Genomic DNA, 15,313 nt, shown 5'->3' with positions numbered 1-15,313 from the left:
AGTCGATAAAATAAAAGTATTTGTTCAAGTTTTTGGACTTTCAGGTAAAACAATCGTTTAGTTTTTTATAAACGGTTTTGCTCATGCGTAAACACATTCATAGTATTGGCCTGTTGATTGGGTTGGCGGGAATAGGCTTATTGAGCTTCACAGCCAATCAACGTGTTACGTGGTCTGAAGGACCATCACCCGCCAAAACCCCAACCGAAGAATTAGCTACGTTCCAGCTCGACTCCGGCCTGAAAATTCAGTTGGTAGCTTCTGAACCGATGGTGCAGGACCCGGTCGTAATGACGTTCGATGAAGACGGGCGGCTCTGGGTGGTGGAGATGCGCGGTTTCATGCCGGATATCGACGGCAAAGGCGAATCGAACCCGGTTGGCCGGATTTCTATTCTAGAGGATACCAACGGCGACGGTCAAATGGATGCCAGCCGCATTTATATCGACAGTCTGGTGATGCCGCGCGCGCTGGCGCTGGTACCCGGTGGAGCGCTGATCGTCGAAAATTCGTCGCTGTGGCTCACGCAGGATAAAAACAATGATTTAAAGGCTGATACCAAAACCCTTATCGACGCCAACTACGCCGGGAGCCCACTTCCTGAGCACTCGGGCAATGGACTCTGGCGCAACATGGACAACTGGTATTACAATGCCAAATCGCGTTTCCGATACCGGCTGGCAAATGGCAAGTGGGAGCGCGATAGTACCGAGTTTCGCGGTCAATGGGGCATATCACATGACGACAAAGGGCATCTGTATTACAACTATAACTGGTCGCAGCTCCACGCCGATCTGGTGCCACCCAATTACCTTTCCCGCAACAAACATCACAAACCAACCACCGGCATCGATCACGGCCTGACCATCGACCGGCGGATCCATCCCATCCGGCCAACACCTGCCGTAAACCGGGGGTATATTCCCGGCACGCTGGATAAAGAAGGTCGTATTCAGGAGTTTACGGCCGCCTGTTCACCGCTTTTCTATCGGGGAACGGCGTTACCGAAGGCCTATTATGCTAACGCCTTCGTTTGCGAACCCGCAGGCAACCTCGTCAAACGTAACGTAGTGAAAGAAAGAGGGTTGCTACTGACAGCTCACGATCCTAATCCTGGAAAAGAATTTCTGGCCTCGACTGACGAACGCTTCCGGCCTGTTTTCCTGACAACCGGGCCCGACGGTGCGCTTTACGTAGCGGATATGTACCGGGGCCTGATTCAGCACGAAGCCTACGTAACGCCTTACCTGAAAGAACAAACGCTTTCCCGCGACCTCGTGCTGCCCATCAACCGGGGACGTATCTGGCGGATTGTTCCGGCCGACTGGACTCCCCAGAAACCAACGAAACTATCCAGCCTGTCGACCGAAGAACTGATACCTGTATTGTCATCACCCGATGGCTGGCACCGCGACATGGCGCAACGACTGCTCGTTGAACGTAACGATCAGCGTATCGGTCCTGCGCTGGCAGAAGCGTCGCTGAAAAACGACAATTACCTTGGTCGTTTCCACGCGCTTTGGGCACTCGATGGTTTAAAACTGACTAAGTCTGATCTATTATTCAACGTATTGAATGATAAGGAATCGCTGCTACGTGTCACGGCGCTACGTCTGCTGGAGCCGATGGCGAAGACCGATAAAACGGTTCGGGAGAAACTAGGTCAGCAATTATTATCCAGTTGGGCCGACGCTCCTATTGAGCAGATTCTGCAAATGGCACTTTCGGCTTCGGCACTGGAGCCAGACGTTGCGCACCGACTTTTGGCCAGTATAACCGACCGATACGGCGACTCGGCCCTGATGCGGGATGCGGTGTTGAGTAGTTTGCAGGATCAGGAATTCGCTTTTCTACAGCGATTGACGGCTGCTCCAAATTGGAAGGCGCACAGCCCATCGAAGGAAATTTTCCTGGAAATGCTGACCACGGCTATCGTCAAGAAACGTAACCCATCCGAGCTTACCACGCTGCTTACCATGCTGGATAAAGGCTCAATGGACTGGCAGCAGAAATCAGTATTGATGGGCATGTCGATTCAGGGAACAAGCAGCAAATTCAAGCCAATCAAACTCGCGTCGGCTCCTCGTTTATTAACGCGCACGAATTCGTCTATCGACGCGAATCGTATGGCTTCGTTACGTTCGCTGTTCGAATGGCCCGGACACGTAGCCGCCAAAAATCCGGTTCAGAAAAAATCGCTTCTTTCCGAAGATGACCAGAAGCTTTTTGCGCTCGGTCGTCAGCAGTATCTAACTACCTGCGCGGGTTGTCATGGAACCGATGGCGCTGGCATGGCCCGTTTTGCCCCACCGCTTATCGGTTCCGACTGGGTCCTTGGCGACGATAAACGCCTGTCTCTCATCGTATTGCATGGCATGGAAGGTCCGGTAGAAGTAAATAAAAAAACCTACGACGTACCAGACATTCTGCCGGTTATGCCCGCCCATTCTACGCTCGACGATGCTTCCATTACGGCTATTCTGACGTACATACGTAACGAATGGGGGAATAATGCCGGGCCATTAACCAAACGAGTTGTTGGGATGACCCGCGTTACGTCGCAGGGGCGTGTGGTGCCCTGGACGGCCAAAGAATTAAACAATTACATGCTCGAAGCCAAAAACTCCACCGGTAAATTATAAGGCCATTCCATGAACAGACGTGATTTTATCCAACAGGCAACGGCCGGTACACTGGCTTTTTCGCTGCCCCATTTTCCTGATTTCGCCAAAGAGACACGCATGGGTATTGTCGTTCATTCGTACGCTTTTCGGTGGAATTCAAAAATAGCGAGCACGAAATACCCAGGATTTACGGATGCCATCGCCCTGCTGGAGCACTGCCACCAAATTGGCGCGGGCGGGTTGCAGGTTGTGGTCAATGGCTGGACGTCTGATTTTGCCAGTAAAGTGCGCGAGAAACGCGAAAAAATGGGTATGTATCTGGAAGGTTCTATCGCCGTCCCAAAAACAGCCGATGGAATTCCCAAATTTGAACAGGAACTACGTAGCGCCAAAGAAGCAGGTATGCAGATACTACGTACCGTTTGCTCGTCGGGGCGCCGGTACGAGACGTATCACTCGGCCGAAGCGTTTCGGGAGTTGCAAAAAACAGCACTGGCCTCGCTTCAACTCGTCGAGCCAGTGCTAAAAAAACACCAGGTGAAGCTTGGCGTTGAGAACCATAAGGACTGGAGGGCACCGCAACTGGCGGCCATGCTCAAGCAAATCAGCAGTGAGTGGATCGGTGCTACGGTTGATTTTGGGAATAACATTTCGTTGCTCGAAGACCCGATGGAAGTTGTGCAGACGCTGGCTCCGTATGCCTTCAGCACGCACATCAAAGACATGGCCGTTGAGGAATATCCCGACGGTTTTCTCTTATCCGAAGTTCCGCTGGGCACGGGTATTTTAGATTTGCCAAAGATGGTTGATATCTGTCGACAAAAGAATCCGAACATTACGTTCAGCCTCGAAATGATCACCCGCGATCCGCTGGAAATTCCTTGTCTGAAAAAAGAATATTGGGAAACCTTCGGCGACTTACCGGGCATCAATCTCGCCGATACGCTACGTATGGTTCGGCAAAACAAACCCAAAACTCCCCTTCCCCGCGTTGCTCAGCTGGATGGCGAGAAAAAGCTGGCGGTGGAAGAAGAGAACATTCTGGCCTGCCTGGGCTATAGCAAAGACAAATTGGGGATGAAATAACTAAGTAACGCGAGTTTGCACTCGCAATTATTGAATCAAAATCGCGGGTTTCCACGGCAGCGGCCGACCGTCCGCGTTACTCCAAAAATGACAAAAGATAAACTTCCGGGAATCAACCAATTTAATCTGACAGGAAAAGCGGCCATCATCACAGGTGGCTCAAAAGGCTTAGGTCTGGCAATGGCCGCTGGGCTCGCGTCGGCGGGTGCTAACGTAATGCTGGTTAACCGTACTGCCAGTGAGGGTGCTGAAGCAGCCAGAGAGATCAACGATGATTTTGGCGTAAAAGCCATTTCGTTCGCGGCCGATATCACGAATCAGGAACAAACCGAAGCGATGGCGAAAGCAGCTTTTGATACGTTCGGCCGAATCGACATTCTGATTAACAGTGCCGGTATCAACATCCGGGGGCCCATCGACGAGTTGAGCTTGGACGATTTTAATAAGGTCATGCAAGTCAACGTGCAGGGTACCTGGCTGTGCTCCCGCGCTGTAATCCCGTACATGAAAGAAGCGGGCCGAGGTAGCATCATTAATCTTGCCAGTACGTTAGGTCTGGTCGGTCTTTCGAATCGCACACCGTATACGGCGAGCAAAGGAGCCGTCGTGCAGATGACTCGTGCGCTGGCTCTTGAGATGGCCCCTTTTAATATTAACGTCAACGCTATTTGCCCAGGCCCTTTTCTGACTTCCATGAACGTACCGATTGCCGATACCGAAGAAGGCAAAAAATTCGTCGTGGGTGCTACAGCATTAGGGCGTTGGGGAGAACTCCGCGAGATTCAGGGGGCCGCCATTTTCCTCGCCAGCGACGCCGGTACGTATATGGTCGGCTCCATGCTGACCGTTGATGGTGGCTGGACAGCGAGGTAAAACAACGGCGAAAGTGTGAATGAGTGAAAGAGCAAATGAATTGTTGAAACATTATTCATTTTACAGTTCCCCTCCCTAAATCCAATAATCCATCATGCAATCAACTCCCCTTACTGCAAAACCGACTCGTGTTCGTTACGGTATGTTGGCGCTCGTCTTTGTCAACGTAGCGATTAACTACCTGGACCGCGCCAATCTTTCGGTGGCAGCTACTCAGCTTGGGAAAGATCTGGATCTGTCGACAAAAGAATTAGGGTATATTTTTTCAGCGTTTGGCTGGGCGTATGCGGCTTTGCAGATTCCGGGTGGGATTATTGCCGACCGATTTGCTCCACGAATTCTATACGCATTTTGCCTGATTACCTGGTCATTGGCTACGATAGCGCAATCCGTTGTCAGCGGATTTTTAAGTTTGTTTTCACTCCGACTGGCAACTGGTACGTTCGAGGCCCCCTCCTACCCGATCAACAACCGGGTTGTAACTAGTTGGTTCCCAGATAATGAACGAGCGTCGGCCATTGCCATGTACGTATCTGGTCAGTTCATTGGACTAGCTTTCCTGTCACCGGTTTTGGTAGCGATTCAGGCTTCGGCAGGGTGGAAAGGGTTATTTATTGTAACTGGTTTGGTGGGGCTGGTATGGGGAGTTGTATGGTATTTTTTCTATCGTGATCCATTAGAACATCCAGCGGTAAACAAGGCTGAACTGGATTATATCGAGGAAGGCGGAGGGTTGTTTCATGGTAAGAAATCGGGCGTCGATAATCCATCTTTGTGGCGCTGGGAGAACTTCAAACTGATCTTTTCCAAGCGAACCTTGTGGGGGGTATATATCGGGCAATTTTCAGTCAATGCAACGCTTTGGTTCTTTCTCACCTGGTTTCCAACGTATTTGGTCAAATATCGGGGCATTGATTTTAAACAATCGGGCTATCTCGGGTCCATTCCGTTTCTGGCGGCCTGCGCGGGACTTCTTCTCTCAGGATTTATATCCGATCGGTTAGTAAAGCAGGGAAAGTCAGTAAGTATTGCCCGTAAAACACCGATAATTGCTGGCTTGCTGTTGTCAGTGGTTATTATCGGCGCCAACTATACGGATGATGTTACCCTGATTATTTTCTTCATGTCACTGGCCTTTTTCGGAGTCGGAATGGCGCTGATTTCCTGGGTGTTTGTTTCGATTTTATCGCCCAAACATTTGATTGGCTTGACCGGTGGTGTATTCAATTTCATGGGTAATCTGGCGTCTATTGTCGTGCCCATCACGATTGGTCATCTGATTACGGGTACGGACTTTAAACCGGCCATTGTCTTTATTGGCATCGTCGAATTTATCGGTGCCTGTGCCTATATTTTTCTGGTAGGGAAGGCGGAGCGGATTGCAACTGGCAATGACCATCCAGAAAATACGCTGATTTTTGAACAGAAATAAGCGCTACGTTGTATGGCAGGAAATGAGCTCTCGATTTGTCCTTCACATTCCCTCGCTACGTCCTGATGGGATGGCGCTGTTTCCGTTCATCCTGGTTCGGCGGCCAAATCCTGACAAAATATTATTGAATCACGAACGAATTCACTTGCGACAACAGGCTGAGTTAGGAATTATTTTGTTTTACCTCTGGTACGTAGTGGAATATCTCATCCGCCGATTTCAGTACCGCGATCATTATACCGCTTATCGAAATATCTCTTTTGAACGAGAAGCGTTTTCAAACGAACAAAATCTGACGTATCTAAGCACCCGACGTCTTTGGTGTTTCTGGCACTACGTAACGCAGAAGTAGTGAGTGTCATTTAGGTATTTTTTAACCGAAGATTCGCGGAATAGTCTGAGGCTTTTTGCGTAAACCTTGGTAACCTTTACGGTTAAAATGATACGTCTATTTTGCTGTTCCTTCACCCCGAACGCCCGCAATAACGACGATGGATGACAGCACAACGACCAGAACGGGGATTCCCTCGCGAAAGCCCAACAGGCGCAGGTCTTCGGGAATGTTGAGGTAAAGCAGAATCGTTACCAACCCTCGGGGAGCCAGCCACAGCAAAGCACCCGCCGTGCCCCGATACGTTAGCCGGAGCGTTACCCACCGCCAAGCCAGAACAACCATGATAAACAACGCACTGACGATCAAAGCGTCTGGGTTGATTAACTCACGTGGGACGGCGGCATAACCTAGTATCAGGAAAAAGAATGTACGTACCACAAACGCCCCTTCGGCGGTTAGGTTTTTGAGTTGATCCAGTTCTTTTTCGAACAAATCGTTCTTCAGAATTTCACTTAATCGGCCCCGGATGAACAATTCGGTATTGTTTAGAAACAAGCCGAAAATCAGAATCAGAAGTAACGACGAGAGGTGGTTTATTTCGGCCAGCGCATACACCAAAAACAGCACCGAAATAATGGGTAAGAACTTGATCCGGTGATTGATGCGGCTGATCAGATACAGCAGCAAAAAACAGCAGGCCAGCGAAATCAGGGCCATCACCAATGTATCACGAGCAAAAGAAAGTACAGCGCCAAAAATCGATTCACGGCTCAGTAGCAGAAAGTTATAGGCCATAATACCCAGAATACTCGCAAACGCCGATTCGTAAATGGCAAAATCTTTCTGGTTATCCGACAGATTAGAGCTACTCTGCACCGTTACTGAACTACTGATGATAGAAAAGGGAAGCGCGGCAATCAGGCAGTGGTAGTATGAATCGTTAAGGAGCAGATATAACATGGTGGCCATAATCAACGTACCACCCACAATAGAAAGCAACGACGCCGTCAGCGAGCGACGAATCAAGCTCAACCGATCCCCGTGGAGTTCAAGATCAAGCCCACCTTCCAGCACGATCAAAATCAGGCCGAGCGTACCAAGAATGGGAAGAATGGCATTAATATAAGGAACCTGAACCCCAAAATACTCGGTAGCCTGCCGGGTGAGCATTCCCATCAATAGCAGCAACAACACCGATGGAGTTCTGAATCGACTGCTGAACAGGTCGAATGCGTACGAAATCAACACCGACAAACTTAGTACGATAATCAGAATGGATGAATCCATGGAGCTTGCCGCGTGTATTCAGTCGGCAGTCGTCAGTCGCTAGTCAATTATTCCTTTCTAGCGCCTGACGACTAGCGACTACTTTTTAGCATAATAATAGAGGTTTACCGACGAAGCATTGAAACGCTCACTGATGGTAAAATAGCCCTTTCCTTCCCGGTCGAAGCAAACGGCTTCGCCCTGTGGCTCAACCCGATACGGTAAAAGTCGACTCGTACTTTTTTGCAGGGCATCGGCAACACTCTGACCGGGTTCCCGCTTCCAGTACCTGATTTCGGTATAGGAACGTACTATGATCTCAGTACCATCGGGCGAAATAGCGGCCCCCGTTACAAAAGTCATCGGTAATTGCCCAAGATACGTAGCAGTAGCTACTTCGTTGATATTCTGCGGGTAAGGCAGGGTATAGAGGTGTACGTTTTCTTCCCGTTTCGAAATAATGTAAATGTCTTTCGTCAGCGGATCAACAAACATGGCTTCGGCATCGCGAGCACCGTCTGGATATTTAAAATTAATCCGCTCGGCATCCGTAACGGTGGTTTGCAACGTAGCAGGCTCCGACATTCGATAAATCTGGCAGAGCGGATTCTGCGAAAAATTGTCGCCGATCTCGCCAATATAAATGTAATTAGTGCCGTCTTTTGGCCCCGGCCCAATCGCGATTTCTTCCCAGTCGCGGTTATCAAATCTTGGGACTTTAAACGTACCTTTTACTTTACCGTCATAACCCAGTAGGGTCAATTCGGCCGGGCTGCCGCTATCCTGATTAATCCAGAGGTTACCCGGCATACTACGGCTATCGGCCATTCCCGACGCTTCATCGATCAAACCGGCAGCAACGGGCGTAACTGTGGGATCAGCGAACTCCACCGAATTGACGCCAACATTTGTCAGTTTACACCCGACGAGTACTACTCCAAAAATCAGCGAAACAAAATAACGCATTTACAATTCCAGTTGATTCAGTTGTCAAAGTAACGAATTGATAGGCAAATAATGATGAGTAGCCACGTAAGAAAGCTATTAATCGGTGATTTTCGGTGAGACCGAATTTAACCCAATGGCAACACGCCGAACGTAACAGCCTCATTAGAATGACCTCAGCCCAAGCGCATCCGTTCATAAACCCTCTGATCAGGTCGCCCGTATTAAGAACGCTGGTCCGCTACGTTGACGGCCGAACGTAGCGCCGGTTAGTTTTTCGGGAGTTGATGCTTTACTACGTATTAGCTTTTAAAACAGAATTATCGCCAAAACTAATTTTCTCCTGTTTATGAAAACCAGTTTGTCTATTTTATCTATTTCACTACTGATCGGCCTTTGCCTCAGTTTTACTTCCCACCTCCCCGCCGATGGATGGGTCAGTTTATTCGACGGCAAGACATTTACGGGCTGGAAAGTTACCGAAGAAAGTCCGGGTACGTTTACCATTCAAGATGGAGCCATCGTTGTAAATGGCCCACGTGCACACTTGTTCTACGAAGGCCCGGTGGGTAATCATGATTTCAAAAATTTCGAATGGAAAGCGCAGGTAAAAACCATGCCGGGCTCTAACTCGGGCATGTTTATCCATACAGCCTATCAGCCATCAGGCTGGCCATCCAAAGGCTATGAGATTCAGGTGAATCAGACGCATACCGACTGGCGGAAAACCGGTAGCGTATATGGCTTGCAGGACGTAAAAGAAACGTTTGTGAAAGATGATGAGTGGTATACCGAACAGATTACGGTACAGGGCAAGCGAGTGACCATCAAGGTCAATGATAAAGTCATCAACGACTACATGGAGCCCGACAGCATCAGCAATTCCGGCAAACCAAAAAAACTAAGCCACGGTACGGTTGCCTTACAAGGCCACGATCCCAAAAGCAAAGTATTCTACAAAGATATTATGCTGAAAGTGTTGCCTGATTAAGTACAAAGCGTGAACGAATAAAAGAGCGAAAAAGTGAAGAATCTGCTGGATAGCTTCACTTTTTCGCTCTTTTTTATTCGCTCTTTATACCTAATCCTTATCTAAACTTCATAATACTGTAGTTATTCGATTGCAGCAGGGCTGGATTGCCCATGGCAGCACTGATTTCGCCGATGCGGGCGTTTAGTGTAAACACTCTGGCGTTAACCACTACGTTGGTAGTGGCCTGCGAATAACCATCGGTATCAAATTTCACAATAGAAGCCGTCTGCCAATTGTCGGTGCTACGTACCTGGGCAACCCGGCTTCCACTGCCCGTCACTACGTATAAATCGCCGTTCAACAGCGTCATGCCATCGCCGGGCAGACTGGGCAGGCCACCTATTTCCGAAATCGCGTTATTATTCTGCAAATCCACTTTATACAGTTTGCCGGCCCCCGTCTGCGCCACAATCAGGTAGCCGTTTGGGTGGTAGACAATCCCGTTAAGGCCGAACGTAGCGCTGGCAAAACGTGGATCGTTAACCAGAATGCTGGCCTGTCCACCCGATGTAACTTTATAGATGACAGGCGCAAATGAATCTGTTACGTATACGGTTCCGTCGGGTTGTATGGCCAAATCGTTAGCAAAATGTTGAACACCCGGCAGCAAATCATCGAGATCGGTACGTCGCTCCAACTGGCGGCTGTTGATATTGAACACCAACAGTTCGGCTGTCCTTCTCGTAGTAGCCGGCGAACTCTTACTTGATACGCCCTGGTCGCCGTTGCAAATGAAAATACGTCCATCAGCCACTTTTACGCCAACACCGGCAATCAGCTCAGAGGGATTAATCAAATCGGCGTAGTTTCCGTTGATATCTACCGTTCCGATTTTTCCCTGCGTGAGGGATGTGACGATAAAGCGATCTAGTTGGGATGAATAAGCGATTCCTTCGGGATACTGCCGTTGGGCAACGAACTCAATACGATCAGGAAATGAAGCATTTGGGCTGAGCCGGTGGTCTTCGCAGGCAGTCAGGCATAAAGCCGCAAAGCCTCCCAGCAAACAGGAAACGTAGCGTGTTTTCATAAAGGTTGAGATATATTGAAACAAAGACTGATTCAGAAGTGGTTAACAGCCTGTTCCTTTAATTTGTTTTTAATATAGCAGCGGACAGATGAGTTTGAGCACGAGACAAAAACCGTCACCCCATGTAAAACTCCTCTCCTCTTCTACTTGAACTGCTGAATGCTGTATTCACTGGCCTGCAATTGAGCTGGATTTTTAGCGGCTACTGCTGCGCTGACTTCCCCGATACGGGCGTTGAGCGTGTAAATCTGGTCACCGACCAGTACGTTGGTGGTAGATTGATCGTAGCCCAGCGAATCGCTTTTGACAACGGTGGCGGTTTTCCAACTGTCGGTGCTACGTACCTGCGTTACCCGCTTCCGATTATTCACTACGTATAAATCATTGTTAAACAGCAGCATTCCGTCGCCATTGGGCAGGCTTACGCCGGTAATCTCGGTGATGGTGCTGGTCGCTAAATCAATTTTAAACAGCTTGCCTTCGTTCGCTTTCGACACAATCAGAAACTTATCGGGGTGATAAACAATCCCGTTCAGATTCACACCGGTGCCTGTGAACAGGGGCGATTCCACAAATTTGGTAGCGGACTCTTTTGCGTCGGCGGGCACTTTATAAATGATGGGAGCAAATGAATCCGTTACGTAGGCATTGCCTTCCGGATCGAAAGCCAGATCATTCGCATAATGATTTACTCCCGGCGCCAGAGCGGCCAGATCGATACGTCGAATGTTCTGGCCTGTTGTTACGTCGTAGATGAAAAGGCCTGCCGTTTTAAGGGCTGTTTTGTCAGTGCTTTTCACCGATACGCCCTGATCACCATTACAGACGTAGAGCATATTGCCGTTCACTTTCAAGCCAATAGCGCCTATCAATTCCGGATCGTCTTTAATAAAATCTTCGTAGCGCCCATTTTGATCAACGGTGCCAACTTTGCCCTGCGTAATGGAGCTGACCATGAATTTATCGAGCCGAGTCGAAAACGTAATACCCTCGGGATACTGTCGATTGGCCGAGAATGTGATACGTTCGGGCGTTGTTGGCGCACTAAATTCTGGATCAGCGGTGTTGCATGACGTAACGAGCAAACCAACTGAAACAACTTGAGCAGAGATAGCGAGGAAGCGGTTCATGGCGGCAGAAAAAGTCGAAAAACAGAGACAAATAAAAGGGCAAATCCGACTACTACGTTCGGACTTATGCTTAAAAAAACTATCTGTTCGATTTTGAGTTTTATTATCAGACGAATTTTATACCGTTATGAAACATTTCACCACCCTGACCGAAGCCATGGAAGACCTGCGTGGTCGTGGATACACCCATGAGTTTGGCCCCAAGAAAGATTATCTGGAAGAGAAAAGTACTGAAACCAAACTGAAAAGTGAGGATTTCAACGTCGATGAATTTCACCGATTCGAAGGTACTTCAGACCCCGGCGACGAAATGACTCTTTACGCCATTACGGCCTCGAATGGCATGAAAGGCGTATTTGTTTCGCCCCAGGGCACGTATTCAAACGAAGTTTCGCCTGAATTGATGGCCAAATTCAACGTTAGCGACCGTGCCCACGTGAATACTGAGGGTGCGGTCCAACCCATTGAACATCACGATAGTAGTCAATAATTATTTCTCTGAAATTTGCAAGGAAATCACCCGGAAGATGTCAAATTTTCCGGGTTTTTGACTATATTTGCGGCCTTTACAAAAAAGACGTTCTTTATCGTATTGATACCCTATGAAGTTATCCGAATTCAAATTTGATTTACCCGACAGTCTTATTGCCAAATACCCGGTAGAGCGGGGTGAATCGCGGTTGATGGTTGTTGACCGGAAAACCAAGACAATAGAGCATAAGAAGTTTTCGGATATGCTAAGTTACTTCGACGATGGCGACGTAATGGTTATCAACAATACCAAAGTTTTTCCAGCACGATTATACGGCAACAAAGAAAAAACGGGGGCCAAAATCGAAGTTTTTCTGCTGCGCGAACTAAACCGCGAAATGAAACTTTGGGACGTATTGGTTGATCCTGCCCGTAAGATTCGCGTTGGAAATAAACTTTACTTTGGCGATAGTGATCTGGTAGCCGAAGTTATTGATAACACAACGTCGCGTGGCCGCACGATTCGGTTCCTGTTCGATGGCAATCATGAAGAGTTCATGAAAGCCGTTGACGAACTGGGCGAAATGCCGATTCCGCGCGAAATAAACCGGGAAGCTGAAACGGCCGACCGCGATGATTACCAGACAGTTTTTGCGCAGCATATCGGCGCTGTAGCTGCTCCTACGGCGGGGCTGCACTTCACCCGCGCCATGATGAAACGTATGGAAATCAAAGGAATACACTTTGCACCCATTACGTTGCACGTAGGACTTGGTACGTTCCGTCAGGTCGACGTTGAAGATTTAACCAAACACAAAACTGATTCAGAAAACTACCGGATTCCTGAAGATGCCGCTCAAACAGTAAACACCGCGCTAGATGCCGGCAAAAAGGTTTGTGCCGTCGGTACTACGTCGTTGAAAGCTATTGAATCGTCAGTATCGGCCAACAGTCGATTGAAACCCGTTGAAGGATGGACGGACAAGTTTATCTTCCCGCCCTACGATTTCAAAATCGCAAACGCATTGCTTACCAACCTGCACTTGCCCGAGTCGATTCTGATTATGATGACCAGTGCTTTTGGTGGTCATGAGCTCATCAAACACGCTTACGAAGTAGCTATCAAGGAGAAATACCGTTTCTTCAGCTACGGCGACGCGATGTTGATTTTGTAAGTTGCCAGGCTTCAGTAATTAGTCAATAGCAAAAGTCAGCCTTTGATTGATGACAGATTTCCGGTTTAGATATTTTATTTTTGAGGGGCCAGATGGCCCCTTTTTTTACGTACTATTTCCAAACTAATGCCTGACGACTTCCCGCTGCCGACTTCTTTTGCCATCATTGTTGCTGGCGGAAGTGGCAGCCGAATGAAATCCGACGTACCAAAACAGTTTCTCAAATTGGGAAACAAACCCATCCTGCAACATACGCTCGAACGGTTTCTGGACGTATTACCCGCTTCTCAAATTCGGTTAGTTTTACCTAGTCGGGAAGTGGCGCAATGGGAAAAACTTTGTGAAGAGCACCAGTTCAAAACAGATATTCAAATCGTAGCTGGAGGAACTAGCCGTTTTCAGTCGGTACGTAACGGATTAGCCGCTATTTCGGCGGATGAGGGCTTGGTAGCTGTCCACGATGGCGTTCGTCCATTTGTTACGACTAGCATTATACATACTAGTTTTGTGACAGCTATCCGCACGGGTTCGGCCGTTACGTGTGTGCCCGTTAAGGATTCGGTACGTGTTGTCGATAGCGAAGGCCACAGTCAGGCTGTTGACCGGAATCGGTATCGTTTGATACAAACCCCGCAAACGTTTCAACTAAGCCTATTTCGGAAGGCATTCCAAACCGAAGAGCAACCGTTTTTCACCGATTGCGCCAGTGTGATGGAATACGCCGGCTTTGCCATTACGTTAATAGAGGGCGCTTATGAAAACATTAAAATTACGACACCTGACGACCTTAAAATTTTCTGAACCAGGATTTAGCTGATTGATGGATTTGCTGGATTTTGTTTTTCGTTTCTTCGAAGCGGTTTATAAAATAACAAAATCCAGCAAATCCATCAATCAGCTAAATCCCGGTTCAGAATCTCGCTCCTGATGCCTACGCGCTTCCCACCTGACTACTACATCAACGGCATTCTCGATGGCGACCGACTTCGGTTGAGTCGGGCTATTACGTTGATTGAAAGCCGTCGAGCGGATGATCAGGCGCTCGCTCAGGACGTACTGGAAGCTCTTTTGCCCAAAACCGGCCATTCGATTCGTATTGGCATTACGGGTGTACCCGGCGTGGGAAAAAGTACGTTCATTGAAGCGTTCGGTACGTATCTGACTTCGTTGGGGCACCGGTTGGCGGTTCTGACCATCGACCCAACTAGCCAACGGTCGGGAGGGAGTTTGCTGGGCGATAAAACCCGCATGGAAACGCTGTCGATGAATGTACAGGCTTACATTCGTCCGTCACCAGCGGGTGATTCGCTGGGCGGTGTAGCGCATCGCACGCGGGAGACGATGCTTCTCTGCGAAGCCGCCGGTTTCGATGTTATTCTCGTCGAAACGGTTGGTGTAGGACAATCGGAGACGGTCGTGCATGGGATGGTCGATTTTTTTCTGCTGCTGATGCTGGCGGGTGCTGGCGATGAATTACAAGGTATGAAGCGCGGTATTATGGAACTGGCTGATGGTCTGGCAATAACCAAAGCGGATGGCGATAATCAGTCGGCGGCCGAGCGTGCACGAGTTGAGTATCGGAACGCGCTGCATCTTTTTCCTCCTGATACGGGCTGGGTGCCGCCGGTACTTACCTGTTCGGCACTTACGGGTGAGGGGATTATTGAAGTCTGGCAAACGATTCAGGCGCACCAGCAGCTCACTACTCAGAATGGCAGTCGAATGTTACGTCGGCAGGATCAGCAGTTGGCCTGGTTTCGGTCGTTGCTACGTCAGGGACTGGAACGGCAATTTTATGAAAAACCAGATTTACGTTTTCGGCTCGAAGACATAGAAGCTCAGATACGTAGTGGTACGTTGCTTCCTACGCCTGCTGTTCAGGAATTGCTACGTAGCAGCCGTAATTCAAATTAG

14 protein-coding genes are annotated in these 15,313 nt (G+C 48.8%); 10 read left to right on the top strand and 4 right to left on the bottom strand.

What is annotated here, in order from left to right:
* Positions 1 to 83 precede the first annotated feature (83 nt).
* The 5 genes from ACYVF1_RS30370 (at position 84) to ACYVF1_RS30350 (ending at position 6,367) form a co-directional block, all read left to right on the top strand.
* Positions 84 to 2,642, top strand: a complete 2,559-nt coding sequence (locus tag ACYVF1_RS30370; protein WP_461086137.1) for a DUF7133 domain-containing protein — start codon at positions 84 to 86, stop codon at positions 2,640 to 2,642.
* A 9-nt stretch (positions 2,643 to 2,651) separates the two neighbouring features.
* Positions 2,652 to 3,710, top strand: coding sequence for a sugar phosphate isomerase/epimerase family protein (locus ACYVF1_RS30365; RefSeq protein WP_461086135.1), 1,059 nt, complete (start codon positions 2,652 to 2,654; stop codon positions 3,708 to 3,710).
* A gap of 87 nt (positions 3,711 to 3,797) precedes the next feature.
* Positions 3,798 to 4,583: an SDR family NAD(P)-dependent oxidoreductase gene (locus ACYVF1_RS30360; RefSeq protein ID WP_461086133.1), complete on the top strand. Its 786-nt coding sequence runs from the start codon at positions 3,798 to 3,800 to the stop codon at positions 4,581 to 4,583.
* Positions 4,584 to 4,677: 94 nt separating this feature from the next.
* Entirely contained in the window at positions 4,678 to 6,015 is a 1,338-nt protein-coding gene (locus ACYVF1_RS30355; protein WP_461086131.1) for an MFS transporter, read from the top strand.
* A gap of 22 nt (positions 6,016 to 6,037) precedes the next feature.
* A complete protein-coding gene (locus ACYVF1_RS30350) occupies positions 6,038 to 6,367 on the top strand; it encodes a hypothetical protein (protein WP_461086315.1) in 330 nt (109 codons plus the stop codon).
* Positions 6,368 to 6,463: 96 nt separating this feature from the next.
* On the opposite strand, the gene ACYVF1_RS30345 is transcribed toward ACYVF1_RS30350, so the two are convergent.
* Both ACYVF1_RS30345 and ACYVF1_RS30340 read right to left on the bottom strand, forming a co-directional pair.
* Positions 6,464 to 7,636, bottom strand: a complete 1,173-nt coding sequence (locus ACYVF1_RS30345; RefSeq protein WP_461086129.1) for a sodium:proton exchanger — start codon at positions 7,634 to 7,636, stop codon at positions 6,464 to 6,466.
* Between the two features lie 78 nt (positions 7,637 to 7,714).
* Positions 7,715 to 8,581, bottom strand: coding sequence for a PE-PGRS family protein (locus ACYVF1_RS30340; protein ID WP_461086127.1), 867 nt, complete (start codon positions 8,579 to 8,581; stop codon positions 7,715 to 7,717).
* 328 nt (positions 8,582 to 8,909) lie between these two features.
* On the opposite strand from ACYVF1_RS30340, the gene ACYVF1_RS30335 reads away from it, so the two are divergent.
* Complete coding sequence (locus tag ACYVF1_RS30335) at positions 8,910 to 9,551, top strand: 3-keto-disaccharide hydrolase (RefSeq protein WP_461086125.1); 642 nt, start codon at positions 8,910 to 8,912, stop codon at positions 9,549 to 9,551.
* 97 nt (positions 9,552 to 9,648) lie between these two features.
* On the opposite strand, the gene ACYVF1_RS30330 is transcribed toward ACYVF1_RS30335, so the two are convergent.
* Both ACYVF1_RS30330 and ACYVF1_RS30325 read right to left on the bottom strand, forming a co-directional pair.
* Positions 9,649 to 10,623 carry a gluconolaconase gene (locus ACYVF1_RS30330; protein ID WP_461086123.1) on the bottom strand — a complete coding sequence of 325 codons (975 nt, stop codon included), beginning with the start codon at positions 10,621 to 10,623 and terminating at the stop codon, positions 9,649 to 9,651.
* Between the two features lie 143 nt (positions 10,624 to 10,766).
* Entirely contained in the window at positions 10,767 to 11,753 is a 987-nt protein-coding gene (locus ACYVF1_RS30325) for a gluconolaconase (protein ID WP_461086121.1), read from the bottom strand.
* A gap of 127 nt (positions 11,754 to 11,880) precedes the next feature.
* Here ACYVF1_RS30325 and ACYVF1_RS30320 point away from each other — a divergent pair, with 127 nt between their 5' ends.
* The 4 genes from ACYVF1_RS30320 to meaB all read left to right on the top strand — a co-directional run bounded on the left by ACYVF1_RS30320 (position 11,881) and on the right by meaB (position 15,313).
* Complete coding sequence (locus ACYVF1_RS30320; protein ID WP_461086119.1) at positions 11,881 to 12,243, top strand: hypothetical protein; 363 nt, start codon at positions 11,881 to 11,883, stop codon at positions 12,241 to 12,243.
* Positions 12,244 to 12,355: 112 nt separating this feature from the next.
* Complete coding sequence (gene queA, locus ACYVF1_RS30315; RefSeq protein ID WP_461086117.1) at positions 12,356 to 13,399, top strand: tRNA preQ1(34) S-adenosylmethionine ribosyltransferase-isomerase QueA; 1,044 nt, start codon at positions 12,356 to 12,358, stop codon at positions 13,397 to 13,399.
* 126 nt (positions 13,400 to 13,525) lie between these two features.
* Positions 13,526 to 14,200, top strand: a complete 675-nt coding sequence (locus tag ACYVF1_RS30310) for a 2-C-methyl-D-erythritol 4-phosphate cytidylyltransferase (protein ID WP_461086115.1) — start codon at positions 13,526 to 13,528, stop codon at positions 14,198 to 14,200.
* Positions 14,201 to 14,326: 126 nt separating this feature from the next.
* Positions 14,327 to 15,313, top strand: coding sequence for a methylmalonyl Co-A mutase-associated GTPase MeaB (meaB, locus tag ACYVF1_RS30305; protein WP_461086114.1), 987 nt, complete (start codon positions 14,327 to 14,329; stop codon positions 15,311 to 15,313).

It is taken from the genome of Spirosoma flavus (assembly GCF_054778555.1).
Note: the sequence above shows the minus strand (reverse complement) of the source record. Positions and strands in the feature narration are given on the sequence as shown.

Bases quoted from the DNA above. Each gene is read 5' to 3' on its own strand.
- queA (WP_461086117.1), top strand. From the start codon at position 12,356: ATGAAGTTATCCGAATTCAAATTTGATTTACCCGACAGTCTTATTGCC.
- meaB (WP_461086114.1), top strand. From the start codon at position 14,327: ATGCCTACGCGCTTCCCACCTGACTACTACATCAACGGCATTCTCGAT.
- ACYVF1_RS30345 (WP_461086129.1), bottom strand. From the start codon at position 7,636: ATGGATTCATCCATTCTGATTATCGTACTAAGTTTGTCGGTGTTGATT.
- ACYVF1_RS30310 (WP_461086115.1), top strand. From the start codon at position 13,526: ATGCCTGACGACTTCCCGCTGCCGACTTCTTTTGCCATCATTGTTGCT.
- ACYVF1_RS30335 (WP_461086125.1), top strand. From the start codon at position 8,910: ATGAAAACCAGTTTGTCTATTTTATCTATTTCACTACTGATCGGCCTT.
- ACYVF1_RS30350 (WP_461086315.1), top strand. From the start codon at position 6,038: ATGAGCTCTCGATTTGTCCTTCACATTCCCTCGCTACGTCCTGATGGG.
- ACYVF1_RS30370 (WP_461086137.1), top strand. From the start codon at position 84: ATGCGTAAACACATTCATAGTATTGGCCTGTTGATTGGGTTGGCGGGA.
- ACYVF1_RS30355 (WP_461086131.1), top strand. From the start codon at position 4,678: ATGCAATCAACTCCCCTTACTGCAAAACCGACTCGTGTTCGTTACGGT.
- ACYVF1_RS30320 (WP_461086119.1), top strand. From the start codon at position 11,881: ATGAAACATTTCACCACCCTGACCGAAGCCATGGAAGACCTGCGTGGT.
- ACYVF1_RS30340 (WP_461086127.1), bottom strand. From the start codon at position 8,581: ATGCGTTATTTTGTTTCGCTGATTTTTGGAGTAGTACTCGTCGGGTGT.
- ACYVF1_RS30365 (WP_461086135.1), top strand. From the start codon at position 2,652: ATGAACAGACGTGATTTTATCCAACAGGCAACGGCCGGTACACTGGCT.
- ACYVF1_RS30330 (WP_461086123.1), bottom strand. From the start codon at position 10,623: ATGAAAACACGCTACGTTTCCTGTTTGCTGGGAGGCTTTGCGGCTTTA.
- ACYVF1_RS30360 (WP_461086133.1), top strand. From the start codon at position 3,798: ATGACAAAAGATAAACTTCCGGGAATCAACCAATTTAATCTGACAGGA.
- ACYVF1_RS30325 (WP_461086121.1), bottom strand. From the start codon at position 11,753: ATGAACCGCTTCCTCGCTATCTCTGCTCAAGTTGTTTCAGTTGGTTTG.